Raw genomic sequence first — 18,745 nt, 5'->3', positions numbered from 1 at the left:
TTAATATCTGATTGCCCCTATTCCTAAATCCCATAGTTTTTTATTAAACTCTGGAATTCCCGAATTTAAAAAGGACATGGCTTCTTTTCGTAAAATATTCCATTGTTTATCTAGCACCTGTCTTCTCTCTATATTTGAAGTATTTAGAATTGGTATTGGGCTATCCGTTTGATTGATTAAAAACAAATACTCTGCAGTAAACTTATTTGGAAAATTTTCAACATCGTCATAGGCTTTTGATTTACGTTGAATCATTTTTTTATCCCAACTTTTCAATTCCTTAGCCAAGGCAATCCCTTTTTGCTTTGTTTCACTATCCTTTAGATTGTCAAGAAGTTGATTTAGCTGCACGTTTACATCATATAATTTATTCGTTAATTGATGCATTTCCGTGAGGCTCTCTTCCATTTCGCTCATAAAAATATCATGCTCACTATATTGTTGTTCGCGAAGGCTCCATCCCGGAGTTTGGACTATTTCTCCCTCTGCGCTCACTGCATTATCCCCGACCATTAGACTAAATTTGTATGTTCCTGGCGGCGCCCTGTGTCCTCTAAAGTCTGCTTCAATGTACGTGTCAGGTATTCCTGGTAATATTGGATGTCTCATATCCCAAACAAACCTGTTTAAACCTGTCATTTTAGAAAGTTTTGGTGCCGGAGGAGGTCCACCTCCATTATTTGGCTTGTAGTCGGAGTTTGGAATACTGCTAAAACGACGAATTTCTCTTCCTTGGCCATCTTCAATACGTAATACTACCTCTGTTGAATCGGCTATTTTTGGAAGATGATAAAAAAGAGCTATCCCATTGGCCGGATTTATCCCTTCAAAAGAGTCCTTCCCATCAAAAGAATTAGAATTTTCAGTCATTGGACTTCTCCAGGTACCATTATAGGTTTTCTTAGTTACATATAAATAAAGTTCGTTCTGTTTGGAGTTGTATTTCTGAAGAGGGGTAAGGTCGTCCAAAATCCAAAAAGATCTTCCAGAAGTGGCTACAATTAAATCTCCTTGATGAAGTTTTAAATCTGTGATTGGTGTTATTGGCAGGTTTAATTGAAGAGGTTCCCAGCTTTGTCCGGCATTAAAGGAAACGTATAACCCTTTTTCTGTACCTGCATAAAGTAGATTTTTTCTGACTACATCTTCCCTAATAACTCTCGTAAAAGAACCTTCTGGTATTCCTTCGCTAATTTTTTGCCAACTTTTTCCATAGTTTGTGGTTTTGTAAAGCCCAGGTCTATAATCGTTAAACTTATATCTTGTAGTGGCTATATACGCCGTTGCCGGATCATGAGGAGAAATTTCTATTGAATTAATCAAACATTCTTCCAAACCCTTTGGAGTAACATTCTCCCATGTTTCGCCTCCATTTTTTGTTATATGTACCAATCCGTCATCACTACCTGTCCAAAACACACCCTTTTCTGCGGGTGATTCTATAATATATGCTATGGTCCCATAGTTTTCGGCTCCTACTGCTTCGTTCGTATAAGGCCCTCCTCCCAAACCTTGCTTTTCGTCCATATTTCTTGTTAGATCGGGAGAAATCTCTTCCCAATTAAGGCCTTTATCTCTAGTCCTTAGAACCATTTGTGCGCAATGATAAAATGTATCAGGTTCGTGTTTAGACCAAATAATTGGGGCACTCCAATTAAAAAGATACTTCATGTCTCTTGCGGCTCTCCCAAGGTACTGAATAGGAGCCTCCATTATTTTTGTTTCGGCTTTTGTCTCCATATCCAAAATCTCAATCGTACCCAAATAATTGCCCCCCATCACATATCTTGGATTGTCTGGATCAAAAGCTAAGAATGCACTCTCACCTCCGGCGGCATAGGTCCAATCTTGCTGAGATATACTCCCCCGTCCAACTGAAAGACTGGCAATTTTTACTGAAGTATTGTCTTGCTGCCCTCCATAAATATTATAGGGAAACAAATTGTCTGTGTTAATTCGGTAGAACTGTGCCGTTGGCATATTGTCTTGTCTAGACCAATTTTTCCCGAAGTCAAAACTTATAGCTGCACCTCCATCATCGGCAATAATCATATTATCCGAGTTATTTGGGTTAATCCACAAGTCGTGATAGTCTCCATGAGTCCCCGTAATCTCTTTCCAAGTTTTACCGCCATCTATAGATCTGTAAGCCGAGGCACTTAGCACGTAAACGACATTTTCATTATTAGGGTCCAAAAAAACTTCGATATAGTACCAAGCACGTTGAACCAATCTATTATCCCCACTAACCATTTCCCAGGAATCTCCACCATTGTCAGATACAAACAACCCCCCTTGATCTTTATTTGTATCGCTCTCAATTAGAGCAAAAACTTTGTCTGAGTTGGCAGCCGAAACTGCAATTGCCATTTTTCCCTTTTCCTTTGGAAGTCCATTGTGTATTTGAAACCAATTTTTTCCTCCGTCTACAGATTTATAAAGGCCACTTCCTTTACCACCACTTATAACCTTGTTAGGCTTTCTTTGATGTTCCCACATTGCCGCGTATAAGGTTTCAGGAGAATTAGCATCCATGGAAAGTTCCGAACATCCTGTAAGCGAATTAACAAATAATACCTTCTCCCATGTCTCTCCGCCGTCAGTAGTTTTAAACACTCCTCGATCTTCGTTTGGTCCGTATAAAGCTCCCTGTGCTGCTACATAAACTATATCGGGATTAGTTGGGTCAATTAAGATTCGGGAAATATGCTGTGTCTTGGTAAGCCCTACTTTTTTCCATGTTTTCCCTGAGTCTAATGACTTGTAAATTCCATCTCCATAAGAAGTCATAACCCCACGTGGAGCATGTTCTCCCATACCGCAGTAGACAATATTAGGACTTGAAGGAGAAACGGCAACCGCACCTACAGAACCTGTTTCAAAAAATCCATCAGAGATATTTGACCAAATTTGTCCTGCATCGGTAGTTTTCCACAAACCTCCCCCTGTAGTACCCATATAATAGGTAAGAGGATCTGAAGGTACTCCGACTGCAGAAACAGATCTGCCGCCACGAAAGGGTCCAATATTTCTAAATTTAAGTGGTTCAAAATAAGAATCTGCATCTTGGGCAATCCCCAAAAATAAAAAGCAAAAAAATATTCCGGATATGGCTATTTTATTCATAATGAAAATTTTGTTAAAACAATATGCTACTTTTCAATAAAAAGATAGTTTAAATTCAAGGCATTAAATTCTTTATTGAAACTTTCCACTTCATTGTCGATCATCTCCTCAAACTTGCTAAGTTGTTCATTTACTTTTAAGGTTAACTCTTCTTTGACCTGCAAGTCTTGTTCTGTTGGAGGGAAATCATCTCTTGCGACCAAATTATTTAGATGTGCAAGTTTATTGTTTAAACGTATCGGGAAATTTAATGGATCCTGAGGGCTTCTATTCTTTGTTTGGTATAAGGCTTTTTCTATTTCTTCCAAATTTTTTTTCATCTCCTTAGCCGTAGTAACCAAATTTGCTGTTGCAGGCGTGTCCTCATACTGCTTAGTAAAAGTCTCTAATTGTAAATTTATTTTCCGAATTCTTTTTATTGACTGGTGTGTTCTATTAACAGTACCATTTACTTCATTTATAAAGTCAAACTGCTTTTGCATCTCTTCTACTGTGACCTCAGCTCTTGGATCTGCCAAGATGGTAAACAATTGCTTTTTTTCTTCGCCATTCCAATGTAAAGAAACTTGATACGTTCCGGGAACGGCCTTTGGACCACTTAAACTTGCAGACCATAATATCATCCCGTCTAATTTCTCTGCTCCATCTGCCCTAGTATCCCAAATATGAGTATTTCCTCCTTTTTTAACTTTAAGTTTTTTATCGTCCTCCTTTGAACTGCTGTTAAAACTAGCCAAAGTATCTCCTGATTGGGTCATATATGTTAGACTCAGTGTGTCTTTTTCATTCCATTGCTTCAGATAAAAATGTGTAGAAACACCATTTGGATGATTCTGCCCTGCAACAAGAGATACAGTTTTTCCAACTTCACCTTTTGTTCTATAAGAATCTTTTGGTTTAAAAAGAACTATTTCTGAATTTCCTGCGGATTCTAACTGATGTAAAACCGTTAAATCATCTAAAATCCAAATACTTCTACCCTGAGTTGCGACAATTAAACTATTTTCTTTAACCGTTAAATCTGTTATGGGAACGATGGGTAGGTTTAGTTGGAACTTTTTCCAATCAGAACCATTATTAAAACTGATATACATTCCTGTTTCCGTTCCGGCATATAAAAGACCCTCTTGTTTTGGATCTTCTCTTATTACCCTGGTAAAATGTTCTTCTGCAATCCCATTTACTATTTTGCTCCAACTTTTGCCATAGTCTTCTGTCTTGTATAAATACGGTTTAAAATCGCCCATTTTATATCTGGTGGCGGCTACATAACAAGTGCCTTCGTTAAAAGCGGAGGGTTCAACACTATTTATCATACTCCATTCTGGAAGATTTGGAGGTGTAATATTTTCCCAGGTTTGTCCTCCATTTTTAGTAATATGGATAAGACCATCATCACTTCCCACCCATAGAATTCCTTCCTTGAGAGGGCTTTCATTTGCAGCAAATATGGTGCAATAATACTCTACTCCAGTATTGTCTTGTGTAATAGGTCCGCCACTTGAAACCAATTTTGTAGAATCGTTTCGTGTAAGATCTTCACTTAGCAATTCCCAACTTTCTCCTTCATTCTCGGACATATGCACATGATTTGAAAAAGTATAAATTCTTTTGGGATTATGTCTGCTAAAAATAATTGGGAAATTCCATTGAAACCGATATTTCATTCCTTCTGCTCCATAGCCCATAGGGTTATCGGGCCAAACATTAATCGCCCTCGAAGTATTCTTTTCGTGATTTACTCTTGTTAAATAGCCCCCATAACTACCCCCATAAACGATATTATTGTTCAATGGGTCTACGGCAATATGAGCAGATTCTCCCCCTGCAGTAGACTCCCAATCATTTTCGCCTATATACTCCCCGTCAGATCGATGGCGTATTCTAACGGTAGAATTATCTTGTTGAGCGGCATAAATTCTATACGGAAAATCGTTGTCTGTAGTTACTCTGTAAAACTGCGCTGTAGGCTGGTTATAATAGGTACTCCAAGTATCCCCTCCATCATAGGATATCTGAGCCCCGCCATCATCTCCAATAATCATTCGATTTGAGTTTTCCGGTGCAATCCATAAATCATGATGATCACCATGTGGTGCATTGAAGGTGCCAAACGTTTTTCCTCCATCTGTGGATTTATGGTAGCGTACGTTTAGAACATACACGGTATTTACATCTTCCGTATCCGCATACAATCTGGTATAGTACCAAGCTCTTTGTCTCAATTTACGCTCCTGATTTACCAATGCCCACCGATGGCCTCCGTCATCGCTTCGATATAACCCCCCATTGTCTTTGTTCTCTACAATGGCCCAAACTCTATTAGAATTTTTGTGAGAAACCGCTACACCAATTATCCCTAAGGTATCCTTTGGAAAACCCTCCATTAAGGAGATTTCTTGCCAAGTTTCCCCGCTATCTGTACTCTTCCATAAGGCCGACCCTTCGCCTCCGCTGCTTAAGCTATACGGCGTTCTTTGCGCCCTCCAGGTAGAAGCATAGAGTATTCGCGGATTATTGGGATCCATAACCAAATCAACAGCCCCAGCCTGTTCGTTGACAAAAAGGGTCTTTTCCCATGTGAGTCCGCCGTCAATACTTTTATATACGCCCCTGTCCTTACTAGGTTTATAGATATTCCCCAAGACTGCAGCGTAGACTATATCTGGGTTTGATGGGTGTATCCTTATTCTTGGAATATGCCTGCTCTGACTTAAACCTAAGGCTTTCCAAGATTTACCAGCATCCTCAGTTTTCCACATTCCATACCCAGAAGAAACATTTCCTCTAAGCGTCTTTTCTCCCCCCCCTACGTAAATTACATTTGGATCGCTTTTGGAGACCTCTACAGCTCCAATACTACCGCCAAAAAAACCATCAGAAATATTTTCCCAACTTCTACCCCCATTTGTAGTTTTCCAAACTCCTCCCCCAGTAGCGCCAAAATAAAAAAGATTGGGTTCTCCGGGGACTCCTGTAACTGCAGCAGACCTACCACCTCTAAAAGGGCCTATTAATCGATATTCTAAGTTTGAATAGAGCTCTTTAGGATACTCACTTGTGCTCTGTTTTTTGGATTTAGTGTTCTGTGCTTTTAAAATACTTCCAGTAAAAAGAAAAGCACCAATTAGGGGAAGCAGAAGTCCGTTTTTTATCATTCTATTCACTTTTCGAATTAGTCGACCTAAATGTAGGGAAAAGAAGTGAAAACAGCGTTTTATTTAAAGGCTTAAAAAATGCTTTTTTGGTGAATTTAGATGTCCCTTAAACTATTATATTGTAGCTTCAATCCAGTTTGCTTCACGATATTATAAATGAATTTGTTTGGCTGAAAGATTCAAAAAGATTTTTGATATATTAGAAACCGCATATCTTTAGTCCAAACTAATTAAATTATTGTTGATATGATACTCGAAAAAAGCATCCCCATTAGGTATTGGGCCAAGGAAGTAAGATGGGACTTATTAATTGTAATGTTTTTTTCTCTTGGGGTATACTTTTTCAAATTATACGTTGTAAATATAGATGTCCCCATAGCAATAGGAACTTTTCTCGGCACTGCAATTGCCCTTCTTCTTTCTTTTAAACTGGCCCAGTCTTATGATCGTTGGTGGGAGGCCAGAAAAATCTGGGGTTCTATTGTCAATGATTCCAGGAGCCTTGTATTACAAGTAAAGAGTTTTGCTGAAGACCCGTCAAATTCTATCCTTTCAAAAATGTCTTATAGACAAATAGCCTGGTGCTATGCCCTTGGACAATACCTGCGCAAAGTTGAGATTACTTCAATGATAAAGGATTTTATTGCTCCAGATGAATTTCATAGCATATCTAAAAAACAGCATATTCCATTGGCCCTATTAGACCTTCAGAGTGAAGATTTGCGACAATTATCCAAGAATATACAACTTAACGCCTATCAGCAAGTACAAATAGACAGTACCTTGGTCCGGTTAACGGCGTCTATGGGCAAGGCCGAAAGAATAAAAAATACTGTTTTTCCAAGAACGTATAGAAATGTATTACACTTTTTTATCTATATCTTCTTAGGCCTTTTATCTTTATCCCTTGAGGATATTTATGGTTTTCTTGAAATTCCTCTCTTGGTGCTAATCTCCATCCCGTTTTTTATGCTTGAAAAGATAGCATTTACCATTCAAGATCCTTTTGAAAACAGACCTACGGATACTGCTATGACTAGTATCGCAAGGGCTATTGAAATTAATATTAAGGAGATATTGAATGAAGAAGAACTGCCAAAACCTCTAGAGCCCAAGAGATTTTACATAATGTGATAAAAAGGATTCATTAGTCTGTCTGCAGCTCATTTTTTACAGCCATTCTAAGGTATAAGACGGTGACAATAGTGGCCAAAACATCTGCAATTGGAAAAGAGATCCACACCCCAGTCTCTCCAAAATAATAGGGTAAGGTTAAAATCAAAGGTATAAAGAAAAAGCCCTGTCTAGATAGAGTTAGAAGTAGCGCTGGTATGGCCTTTCCTATGGCCTGAAAATATGCCGCTCCAATAAGTTGAAAGGCAATAATGGGCGTAGCTGCAAATACCCATCGCATTGCTTTTGGTGCATGCTCTAAAATAAAAGCATTAGTCTCTACATCTAAAGCAGACATATTATCTGAATTTCCCAGGAACAAGGAGGTAATCTGAAAGGGAAAAACCATTAATATGAGAAATACTACGGTTGCCACCAAGGCTGCATACATAATTGCAATTTTAATAGACTGTCTAACTCGTTGAAACTTCTTGGCACCATAGTTAAAACCCGCTATCGGCAGAAACCCTTGGGTTACTCCAAAAACCGGAAAGAGAGCAAACATTAGCATCCTTCCAATAATAGCATATACTGCCACCATAGGTTCTCCTCCCAAGGAAAATAGAATATTATTCATTAGTAAATAGGTTATACTAGTAACTGCCTGTCTAGACAAGGTAACTACTCCAAGGGCGCTTATCTCCTTTAGTATTCTCCCATTTAATATAAAATGGTGGAGACGAAGTTTTAATTCAGAATTATTAGAAAGGAAAAAGTATAGGATATAGCCGAAACACATTAGATATCCTGCCGTTGTAGCCCATGCTGCACCAGCCATCCCCCAATCAAATACATAAATAAACAAGTAGTCCAAAAAAAGGTTTCCAAGGGAAGGAATAATCATAGCAATCATGGCGAACTTAGGTTTGCCTTCTGCCCTAATAACCGTATTTCCCATCATGCAAAGGGCTAAAAAAGGAACCCCGTAAAGGACAATTATATAATAGGTTTTCGCCGGATCAAAAATCGCTCCTTTACCGCCAAAAGTTGGAATAAGACTATCTACAAAATAAAGTCCGAGAAGCACCATAGTTATGGTTACTAGCAAGGTAAGCGTTATCTGATTCCCAAAGGTTTTAAGTGCCTTTTCTTTATTTTCTGCACCTAAAGCCCTAGAGATGACACTACTGCCTCCAATACCAATGGCCATACCCAATGCCGCAATGAAAAAAGATACTGGTAAGACTACATTAATCGCTGCAATTGCAATAGACCCAATCCAATTTCCAACGAATATAGTATCTACTAATATATTCAGGGACATAACCAAAATACCTATTGAGGCAGGTACGGCTTGTGAAATAAGCAGGGGGCCTATTGGTTCATTTCCTAGTTGTTCTGCGGATACTTTAGCCATATTAAATGTTCTGCGTTTTATGAAGGAGCTTAATATTAAGGCTGCGTAACTCAAGCCACTTTTATGGCTAACAATCAGTAAAATAGCCTGTTTAATTAAGAGGTTATATCCTAATTAACCATTGGAAGTGCTCCCGATGTATTCCATTCCTCTATCCACTTAACCATAAGTGAAACCCAAGGATCACTATCGTTAAGACAGGGTATGTGTATATATTCGCTCCCCCCAGCCTCTAGAAATTGCTCCTTTCCTTCCATTGCAATCTCCTCCAATGTTTCTAAGCAATCACTTACAAAAGCAGGTGTTACTACAGCTAGTTTCCGTACCCCAGATTTTGCAAGTCTTTCAAACTCAAAATCAGTATAAGGTTTTAACCAAGGGTCTCCAGCGAGTCTCGACTGAAAAGAAGTGCTTACCTTATCTTTAGAAAGACCAAGTTTTTTCACTACGTTGGACGTTTGGTTATAGCATTGATGTCTATAACAGGTATTGTGCGCTACAGAATTGGCAGTACAACAAGTACTATTTATTCTACAATGGAACCTTGTTGGGTCTGATTTTCGAATGTGTCTTTCTGGAATTCCGTGATAGGAAAACAATAAATGATCATAGTCAAAACCCTTTAAATTTTCTCTTAAATGATTAGAAAACACTTCGATGTAATGGCTGTTCTTAGAAAATGCGGGAAGGGTAGTAAGTTTAATATCGGGGTAAAATTCTCCTTGAACCTCCATTGTTTTCACAACTACAGTTTCATAGGAAGACATGGCATAATGGGGATACAAAGGTACCAGTAGTATTTCATTTACACCATTCTTATGTAGTTCTCCAAGAGCACTCTTGATATCCATTGAACCATATCGCATGCCAAGTGCTATTGGTAGGGAAGAATGCTTTTCAACTTTTTCAGTAAAGCGCTCAGAAAGTACAATAAGAGGTGATCCTTCCTCCCACCAAATTTTGGCATATGCTTCAGCAGATTTTTTTGGTCTTGTTTGTAAAATAATCCCCCTCACCAAAAGATTTCTCAGTAATTTGGGAACATCTATTACTCTCTCGTCCATTAAAAATTCATCAAGATATGGTTTTACATCTTTTGCAGTAGGGCTATCCGGAGAGCCTAAGTTTACTAATAAAACACCTTTCATATATCTTCGCTTAGGAATTCAAAAAACAAAAATACTATTTGATATAAAACAAAAACCGTTTTATGTCTATACTTTTCTAATGTTACCATAAAGTATACTTATAAAGTAAACTCTCTCTTCTAAATGGTAGTTATATGCTATAAACTATGAAAAGCGACAGTCTTAAAGCTAAACTGAAAATCTTATCCGTGATTTGCTTATTTTTGACAAACATTTATTATGAAAGGCTTTCTATTGTGTTTCTTCTTCCTGTCTGCCTCCGTGATTTTTTCACAAGAAGTTGTTTGCACAATTCAAGACAAGGAATTATTTAAAAAAAAGATAACAGACTTTCAAACCATAAATGCAGATTCTTTTGGAGAGTTTGTGAAGTTCGTAGGTTTATCCTTTTTGGAGACTCCTTATGTGGCCAAGACCCTTGAAGTTGGACAAAAAGAGACCCTAGTAGTGAATTTTCATGGTTTGGACTGTACTACCTATGTTGAGAATGTCTTAGCACTAAGCCTAATGAATTACACGGGTAAATCAGATTTCGAAACCTTTACAAAGGTTTTGGAAAGTGTAAGATATCGTGATGGGGTATTAGATGGTTATGCTTCCAGATTACACTATTTTTCAGACTGGATTGCCAATAACGAAAAAAAAGGATTTGTTAAAGATATTACCAAGGATATAGGGGGGGAGAAATCTCTGAAAAGTATAGATTTTATGAGTACTCATAGAGATCTTTATCCTTTTCTGACGGATGACTTAAACTTTCAAAAAATAGAAGCCATTGAGAAAGTTCTTAGTCAGAAAGCCATATGGATTATTCGAGCTGAAAATATCAAAGAAAATGAGGAAAAGATCAAAGATGGGGATATAATAGCCCTGACCACCTCCATAGATGGGCTCGATATTACGCATACTGGACTGGCCATATTTATAGAAGACAAACGGCTACACCTTTTACATGCTTCTTCTTCTGGAAAAGTAACTATCACAGAAAGTCCATTAACAGAATATTTAAAGACTGTAAAAAACAATACTGGAATAATGGTTGCCAGACCAAGTAGTGAGGCTATAAATAAGTTCTTTACCTCCCCAGACAATAATTAATGCCTCCAAGTAGATGTTTTTGGAAGGCTGGCTCATCAAAAGATTCTTTTGTATGACCTCCTCCTGTATAAAAGCTTCGACCGCCTTCAAATTCGTGATACCAGGCTATAGGATGAAAATCATCGTTAGTTCCACCTTCATAGGTAGACTCATCTAGAAATATTAATACCTTAAGATCAGGATTGATATTTTTATAATTATACCATTCATCAGACCTGGTCCATATATCGTCCAAATGTTTTGTAGAAGCGTGATTCTTGTCTACCATATTCATACTTGCTTCACGAACGTTCGGATCATTGGGGTGACTTTCAAAATAAGCCCCTACTAGTTTCCCGTACCATGGCCATTCATATTCTGTATCTGCCGCGGCATGAATCCCCATAAAGCTTCCGCCTCCTCGTATATAATCTGTGAAGGCCTTTTCCTGCTCCGCACCTAAGACATCCATAGTAGTGCTTAGGAATATTACCAATTGATACTTCTCTAAATTTTTCAAGTTAAACTGAAGAGAATCCTCCGTCTGTGTAATCTGAAAATTATTTTTTTTGCCTAGTTCTTTCAAAGTCTTTACACCTTTTTCTATGGACTTGTGCCGATATCCTAGAGTTTTGGTATAAACTAATATTTGTGCCGGGGCCGATTCTATTTCATCTGTTATGGCTGAAGAGGCCTGAACTGGTTCAGCTAACAGAGAGTTTCCAAGTAAAACAGCAATGATAAGTGTAAAGTAAGTTCTCATAGTTAGTACTTTTAGTGTTGTTAAATGTAAATAATTTTCTTTATTACAAACCAAGAGATATCAAATACTTCTTAGGAGTAGTACCGTACTTCTTTTTAAACGAGGCAATAAAATGACTAGGAGTACTATAACCTATCCTATGACCAACCTCGCTAACATTAAACCGCCCAGATTCTAACATTTTCCTGGCATAATCCATCTTATAGTCAAATAAGAAACTAAAGACAGGCTCCCCGTAAACTTGCTTAAAGCCTTCTTTTAGCTTCTTTAAGGATAGCCCAATCTCGTCTGACAACTCTTTTAATGTAGGCGGCTCTGCCATTCTTGTAATCATAATCTCTTTAGCCATTTTAATTCGTTTAATATTCTCTTCGTCAACTAAAAACGGACATTGCTCTATATCTGCATCTTCACTTTTATTAAAATAAAGGGCCATAAGCTCATAAACCTTTGCCTTAACAAAAAGGGTCTTGATAGACGAATTGAGGTTGTAATTGATAATCTGACTTAATACAACAGCTATTGCCGGAGTAACAACTTCTTGGGCATAATACTTCTGATCCCGGCCTTCTCCTGCAAGAAATGGGATAAAACCTGCCTCGCTGCTAAACAAAGAGTGAAATCTTTTTAGTGTCATTATCACGGAAATAAGCCATGAATTGGAACCTAATTCTAAATTTAAAGGTAAATCCAGATTAGTATTATACAATAATAAAGAGGTTTCTTCAGCTATATCTAAGGCATAATTCCCCTGGTTAAAAATAAACTTAGCCTGGCCTTTCAGGCAAAAATGAAATTGAATGAAAGTACGGTCTATTTTTCGCGTAACTTTTTGATTTACAGAAGTTTCATTTTGTAATTTAAGAATGTAAAAGTCATCCTCAATAACTACTTCGTCCTTAGAACCTTCAGCGATATTTTTTAGCATCTTTCCCAACATTTTTATTCCTTATCTATTTAGAATCTTTCTAAATTAAATTAGACAATCCTATAATAACCCCCCTAAATATAATGGTTTTCTCAGTTTTACAGTCAAAATTAGGTGAAAATCACTTCCTTCGACATATATTGCCCTTCTAGCGTTATTTTTATAGGTAAGATGCACTTATTTTTGAGCTCATAATAAATTATATGAAGAGGTATAATATCTCCAAACACAATTCCTTTTATTCCGTAGGTCTAAGTTATAAAATGGCAGACGCAACGCTAAGGGGAAAATTTAGCCTTGACACCGATAGCATCAATGCTATTTTAGCAGAGGCTAAATTATTGGGAATAGATGGTTTATTAGCTGTATCAACCTGCAATAGAACGGAATTGCATGGGTTTGCGCAGCATCCTTTTCAGTTAATCAAATTACTATGTGACTATTCTAAAGGGACGGTTGAAGAATTTCAAAATGTTGCCTATATACATAAAAACCAGGAAGCCATAGATCATTTGTTTAAGGTGGGTACTGGCTTAGATAGTCAGATATTAGGAGATTTTGAAATTATTAGTCAATTAAAAAGAAGTTTTGCACTTTCCAAAACCCACGGTCTTACTAGTCATTTTTTAGAAAGACTTGTTAATTCTGTTATTCAGGCAAGTAAGAGGATTAAAAATGAAACCGAGATATCTTCAGGGGCCACTTCAGTTGCCTTTGCCTCTGTGCAATATATCTTGAAAAATATTTCCGATATTTCCAATAAAAATATCCTTCTCTTTGGCACAGGAAAAATAGGTAGAAATACTTGTGAGAATCTAGTGAAACATACAAGTCATCCACATATTACCTTAATTAACAGAACCAAGGATAAGGCAGAAAAAATCGCTGGAAAGTTTAGTTTAAAAGTGGAGGATTTCGGGGATCTTCAGGCTGAAATAAGAAAATCTGATGTTCTCATTGTAGCAACAGGCGCTCCCCATCCAACCATTACCAAAGAGCTAATCTACAATCGCAAACCCTTACTGATTCTTGATCTATCTATACCTAAAAACGTAGATGATTCTGTAAAAGAGCTTGAAGATGTTACTCTTATACATCTAGACCACCTTTCGCAAATTACGGATGAAACTTTAGAGAGAAGAAAAGCATTTATTCCGCAGGCCGAAATAATTATTCAAGAAATAAAAACGGAATTTAACCAGTGGTTAGAGACAAGAAAATTTGCACCCGTAATTAAAGCACTTAAAACCAAATTAAAGTCTTTTAAAGAAGAAGAATTAGATTTTCAGTCCAAAAAGATTTCTAATTTTAATACGGAACACGCAGATATAATTTCTGAAAGAATAATTCAAAAAATCACTACACAGTTCGCGAACCATTTTAAGGATCCCAAAAATGATGCGGAAGACAGTCTGGAACTTATTCAAAAAGTATTCCAAATAGAATTAGCTAAAGAATGAGCCAAGTCATAAGAATTGGCACTCGTGATAGTGCTCTGGCCATTTGGCAGGCCCAAAATGTTCAAAACCAACTTCAGAAAAAAGGGTATAAAACAGTCTTAATTCCTGTAAAGTCAGATGGAGATTTAGAATTAAATCTACCCCTGTACGACATGGGGATTACTGGGATTTTTACCAAAACCTTAGACGTGGCACTACTGACCAATAAAATTGATTTGGCGGTGCATTCAATGAAAGATGTTCCCACAAGACTACCTTTGGGTGTACAACAAACTGCCGTATTAAAAAGAGGTAATCCTAGAGACCTTATTGTACATAAAGGATTAGACTTTCTAAACGGCAATGGCCTTGTAGCAACTGGCAGCTTAAGAAGGAAGGCCCAATGGCTAAAAAGATATCCAAAACATGAGGTAGTAAATCTGAGAGGGAATGTAAATACAAGGCTAAAAAAATTCAAGGATAATAATTGGGATGCGGCCATTTTTGCAACCGCAGGTTTACAACGAATAGACGTTTTACCAGAAAATCATAAAGTCTTAAATTGGATGGTACCGGCACCAGCACAAGGAATTGTGATGATTGCCTCGAAGATACAGGATGAAGCCCTAAATGCCCTTGTCAAAACCTTAAACGACCCGGCTACCGAAGTTTGTGCAAAACTTGAAAGGGATTTTCTAAGAGAACTTGAAGGAGGTTGTACTGCCCCAATTGGAGCCCTTGCTTCCATTTCAGGGAATGAAATATCTTTTGAAGGTATTTTGTTGTCTTTAGATGGGAGAAAAAGCATCTCTATCAAGAAATCTATTCCTGCATCTGAAGCTGAAAATCAAGGTATATTTTGGGCGCAGGAGGCACTACAAAACGGAGGTAAAGAACTAATGCAAGAGGTAAAGGAGCAACTGTAAAATGATTCAAATACTATCTACAAGAAGCTTGTCTGAAATGTATCAAAGACGCATAATTGATGTAGGTGCGGAATATCAAGAATACGATGCTATTGAAATTGAGTATTTAGATTTTACATGGAATTCGTCATTTGTAAATCTAATATTCACTAGCCAAAATGCTGTGGAGGCATTTCTGAAAAACCCTAATTCAAAAGACTATCAAGCGATTAGATATAAATGTTTTTGTGTTGGTTCCAAGACCAAGGTTTTATTAGAAAGGAATAATTTTCATGTTGTTGCCTGTTCCGATAACAGTAAAACTTTAGCTGAAAATATTGTTGCCAACTATTTTTCTTTATCCTTTTTGTATTTCTGCGGAAATATGCGCAGGGAAGAATTGCCAAAACTCTTAAAAAATAGTTCAATAGCACTTAAAGAAATTGTAGTCTATAAAACACACTTAAATGTATTATCCTTCACGTCCAATTTTGATATAGTCCTTTTTTATAGCCCTAGTGGTGTTGAGAGTTATACAAGGTTAAATAACTTAGAAAACAGTATTGCATTTTGTATTGGGTCTACTACTGCTAAAGAAGCTCAAAAGAAAGGTGGCGAAATAAAGGTGGCAAAAAAACCCACTAAAGAAAATTTAATCATTGAATTAATAAACTATCTAAAAAATTAATAAGGGGAGATGAACATTAAAAACGATCTATTTTTAAGAGCACTAGATGGAGAATCTGTGGACAGACCTCCGGTTTGGATGATGAGACAGGCTGGAAGGTATTTGCCAGAATTTATGAAAATAAAGGAGAAGTACGATTTTTTTACTCGTTGTCGGACTCCCGAACTCGCTTCTGAAATCACCGTGCAACCAATTCGCAGGTATGGCATGGATGCGGCTATACTCTTTAGTGACATTCTAGTTATTCCTCAAGCAATGGGGATTGAGGTTGAAATGAAGCCAGATTTTGGACCCTTTCTGCCCAATCCCATACGAAGCCTAAAAGAGGCGGAAGAGGTTATAGTTCCTGATGTAACAAAAGAGCTAGACTATGTTATGCAGGCCATAACCATGACCAAAGAAAAACTTAATAATGAAATCCCATTAATAGGTTTTGCCGGATCCCCTTGGACCATTCTTTGCTATTGTGTACAGGGACAAGGCAGTAAAAATTTCGACAAAGCAAAAGCCTTCTGTTTTACAAATCCAGAAGCAGCGAAAATACTTTTGCAAAAAATAACAGATACTACCATCTCTTATTTAAAATCGAAAGTGAAATCAGGAGTCAATGCCGTACAAATTTTTGATTCTTGGGGAGGAATGTTGTCTCCTGAAGACTACCAAACAATTTCATGGCACTATATACAGCAAATTGTAGATGCTTTAAAGGAAGATACAAAGGTCATTGTTTTCGGCAAAGGCTGCTGGTTTGCACTTAGAAATATGGCTAATTCTGGAGCCTCTGCCTTAGGAATAGATTGGACTTGTTCCGCCCAGAATGCAAGATATCTAACAGGAGGCAAAATTACCCTTCAAGGGAATTTTGATCCAGCGAGGCTTCTTTCACCACCAGCCGACATTAAAAAGATGGTTACAGCGATGATTAATGACTTTGGAAAAGACCGCTATATCGTTAACTTAGGACATGGTATTTTACCAAATATTCCTGTAGAAAATGCCAAAGCATTTATTGATGCTGTGAAAGAATATTCTTAATATGTTGGTTGGGCAGCTTTTAAGAAATTTAGATACTAAGGCGCTATGGAAATTACTGGGAATTTGTTTTTCCAACATGTCTTTCATTTATCCTACCTTTTTGGCTACAAAAAAATGTATTCGCTATACAGAACAAGAATTTGGTGACCAACACCATACCAACAACAACTCCAATGCCTTCAGGCATGCTCTCTGGAATTATCTCATCCTTGATTACTCTATACAATATCTTAATTCAGAAAAAAAATCCTTGCATTGGGCTAAAAAAATAACCGATTTACATGAAGAGTTGTTTAAGAATAGTCCTCTGGAAAAGGCCATGGACGATCACAATAATGAAGCTGGCAGAGTCTTTTATCTCGCTAATAAAAGTTGTTCAAGAACTGAAAACATGAAAAGTTTAAAACACTTGGCAGATGCTTCCTTGGCTATTCAAAACATCTCAGAAATCAAAGCCCAATCGCAGGAACAATTAGTACACTTAAATGAATAATTATGGCATTACTACCATTAGGAGAAGATTCTCTTAGGTTAGAACACCTGGAGCGGAAAGATGCAAAACATTTGTTCCTTTTTATTAATTCAAATAGGAAGTGGCTTCAAAAATTCTTTCCAATTACCCTAAATGAGAATAAAAATGAAGAAGATTCTCTTGCCTATATTAAGCAGAAAGCACTCCTGAAAATCGAAAAAAAAGAGTATATTTTTACCATCAAGACGCAGAAGGAAAGTACTATTTTGGGGCTTGTAATTCTTAAAGAACTAAACTGGATAAAAGGCAGAGCAGAGGTGGCCTATTGTGTACAACAAAATATCCGTAATTTAGGGTGGGCCACATTGGCAGTAAATCAGATTGTTAAATATGCCTTTGATTCCCTTCAACTATTAATCCTAGAATCGCATATACACAAATCTAATCTGGCAAGTATTCGCGTTGCTGAAAAATGCGGCTTTGAATGGACAAAAACATTAAGCAAATCCCATAGTACCTCAGCGGGAATTTGTTTAGATATGGAACTATATGAAGCAAAAAATGAAAGAGAAGTTTTACCACTACATTGAACAGCTACAAGATAGTATCACTGAGACGCTAGGGGCCCTAGACAAGCTTGATTTTCAAGAAGATCTTTGGGAGCGCCTAGAAGGTGGTGGTGGCAGAACCCGCGTATTGGAAGGGGGGAGTATCTTTGAAAAGGCCGGAGTTAATATTTCTGCTGTTCACGGAGAACTCCCCGAGAGTTTACAAGCGTATTTTGGCGTAAAGGAGGCTGATTTTTTTGCTTGTGGTCTTAGTCTAGTAATTCATCCTAGAAATCCAATGGTGCCTACAGTGCACGCCAATTGGCGCTATTTTGAAATGTATGATAAAGACAAAACGATGATTGATCAGTGGTTTGGGGGTGGCTTGGATTTGACACCCTATTATCTATTTGAAGAAGATGTTATCCATTTTCATAAAATCTGCAAAGCCGGGTGTGATAAGTTTAACCAAGGGTTTTATAAAAAATATAAAGAAAAATGCGACAGTTATTTTTGGAATACCCATAGGAATGAGGCTAGAGGGGTTGGTGGTCTTTTCTTCGACTACTGTAAATCTAACAAGGAAATGTCTATAGATGATTGGTTTGAGTTTGTAAGAGAAATTGGAGATAGCTTTCTGACAGCCTACCTTCCGATTGTAGAGAAAAGGTACAAACGCGAGTATTCTCCGGAAAACAGAACCTGGCAGGAAATAAGAAGAGGACGGTATGTTGAATTTAATTTAGTACACGACAAGGGTACTCTTTTTGGCTTAAAAACGAATGGAAGAATAGAAAGTATTCTTATGAGCCTACCTCCTGTAGTGCAATGGAAATATGATTACCAACCAAGTGTGGGAAGTGAAGAAGCAAAGCTGGAAAATGTATTAAAACAACCTAAAGATTGGCTAGCTCAGTAAACGATGAAT

General features: G+C 37.4%; 15 protein-coding genes. 9 read left to right on the top strand and 6 right to left on the bottom strand.

From position 1 onward, the window contains the following. Complete coding sequence (locus PXG98_RS04210; protein WP_276389160.1) at positions 1 to 3,126, bottom strand: WD40/YVTN/BNR-like repeat-containing protein; 3,126 nt, start codon at positions 3,124 to 3,126, stop codon at positions 1 to 3. A 26-nt stretch (positions 3,127 to 3,152) separates the two neighbouring features. After that, positions 3,153 to 6,284 (bottom strand): glycosyl hydrolase, encoded by a 3,132-nt coding sequence (locus PXG98_RS04205; protein ID WP_276389159.1) that lies wholly within the window; start codon positions 6,282 to 6,284, stop codon positions 3,153 to 3,155. Positions 6,285 to 6,530: 246 nt separating this feature from the next. On the opposite strand from PXG98_RS04205, the gene PXG98_RS04200 reads away from it, so the two are divergent. Further along, on the top strand, positions 6,531 to 7,418 hold the full coding sequence (locus tag PXG98_RS04200; RefSeq protein WP_276389158.1) for a bestrophin family protein: 888 nt from the start codon (positions 6,531 to 6,533) through the stop codon (positions 7,416 to 7,418). 13 nt (positions 7,419 to 7,431) lie between these two features. Here PXG98_RS04200 and PXG98_RS04195 read toward each other — a convergent pair whose 3' ends face one another. Further along, a complete protein-coding gene (locus PXG98_RS04195; RefSeq protein ID WP_276389157.1) occupies positions 7,432 to 8,814 on the bottom strand; it encodes an MATE family efflux transporter in 1,383 nt (460 codons plus the stop codon). Positions 8,815 to 8,924: 110 nt separating this feature from the next. Next, entirely contained in the window at positions 8,925 to 9,962 is a 1,038-nt protein-coding gene (hemH, locus tag PXG98_RS04190) for a ferrochelatase (protein WP_276389156.1), read from the bottom strand. 219 nt (positions 9,963 to 10,181) lie between these two features. Here hemH and PXG98_RS04185 point away from each other — a divergent pair, with 219 nt between their 5' ends. Next, on the top strand, positions 10,182 to 11,060 hold the full coding sequence (locus PXG98_RS04185) for an N-acetylmuramoyl-L-alanine amidase-like domain-containing protein (RefSeq protein WP_276389155.1): 879 nt from the start codon (positions 10,182 to 10,184) through the stop codon (positions 11,058 to 11,060). On the opposite strand, the gene PXG98_RS04180 is transcribed toward PXG98_RS04185, so the two are convergent. Beyond that, positions 11,038 to 11,802: a ThuA domain-containing protein gene (locus PXG98_RS04180; protein ID WP_276389154.1), complete on the bottom strand. Its 765-nt coding sequence runs from the start codon at positions 11,800 to 11,802 to the stop codon at positions 11,038 to 11,040. The two genes, PXG98_RS04185 and PXG98_RS04180, sit on opposite strands and share 23 nt — an antisense overlap. A gap of 43 nt (positions 11,803 to 11,845) precedes the next feature. Then, entirely contained in the window at positions 11,846 to 12,730 is an 885-nt protein-coding gene (locus PXG98_RS04175; RefSeq protein WP_276389153.1) for a helix-turn-helix transcriptional regulator, read from the bottom strand. 203 nt (positions 12,731 to 12,933) lie between these two features. Here PXG98_RS04175 and hemA point away from each other — a divergent pair, with 203 nt between their 5' ends. From hemA to hemF, 7 genes are read left to right on the top strand one after another with little or no spacing between them, the layout of a single operon-like run. Continuing rightward, on the top strand, positions 12,934 to 14,190 hold the full coding sequence (gene hemA / locus PXG98_RS04170) for a glutamyl-tRNA reductase (protein WP_276389152.1): 1,257 nt from the start codon (positions 12,934 to 12,936) through the stop codon (positions 14,188 to 14,190). Continuing rightward, complete coding sequence (gene hemC / locus PXG98_RS04165; RefSeq protein WP_276389151.1) at positions 14,187 to 15,095, top strand: hydroxymethylbilane synthase; 909 nt, start codon at positions 14,187 to 14,189, stop codon at positions 15,093 to 15,095. The genes hemA and hemC overlap by 4 nt, the downstream gene beginning before the upstream one ends. A gap of 1 nt (position 15,096) precedes the next feature. Then, complete coding sequence (locus tag PXG98_RS04160) at positions 15,097 to 15,762, top strand: uroporphyrinogen-III synthase (protein ID WP_276389150.1); 666 nt, start codon at positions 15,097 to 15,099, stop codon at positions 15,760 to 15,762. Between the two features lie 9 nt (positions 15,763 to 15,771). Continuing rightward, entirely contained in the window at positions 15,772 to 16,797 is a 1,026-nt protein-coding gene (gene hemE, locus PXG98_RS04155; protein ID WP_276389149.1) for a uroporphyrinogen decarboxylase, read from the top strand. 1 nt (position 16,798) lies between these two features. Further along, positions 16,799 to 17,290: a DUF6973 domain-containing protein gene (locus PXG98_RS04150; RefSeq protein ID WP_420909541.1), complete on the top strand. Its 492-nt coding sequence runs from the start codon at positions 16,799 to 16,801 to the stop codon at positions 17,288 to 17,290. 2 nt (positions 17,291 to 17,292) lie between these two features. After that, positions 17,293 to 17,859 carry a GNAT family N-acetyltransferase gene (locus PXG98_RS04145; RefSeq protein WP_276389147.1) on the top strand — a complete coding sequence of 189 codons (567 nt, stop codon included), beginning with the start codon at positions 17,293 to 17,295 and terminating at the stop codon, positions 17,857 to 17,859. After that, on the top strand, positions 17,831 to 18,736 hold the full coding sequence (gene hemF / locus PXG98_RS04140) for an oxygen-dependent coproporphyrinogen oxidase (protein WP_276389146.1): 906 nt from the start codon (positions 17,831 to 17,833) through the stop codon (positions 18,734 to 18,736). The genes PXG98_RS04145 and hemF overlap by 29 nt, the downstream gene beginning before the upstream one ends. The last annotated feature ends 9 nt before the right edge of the window (positions 18,737 to 18,745 follow it).

The organism is Eudoraea chungangensis, assembly GCF_029360665.1.
Classification (GTDB): Bacteria; Bacteroidota; Bacteroidia; order Flavobacteriales; family Flavobacteriaceae; genus Eudoraea; species Eudoraea chungangensis.
The sequence above is the reverse complement of the archived record's forward strand: the minus strand, read 5'-3'. Positions and strand labels throughout refer to the sequence as shown.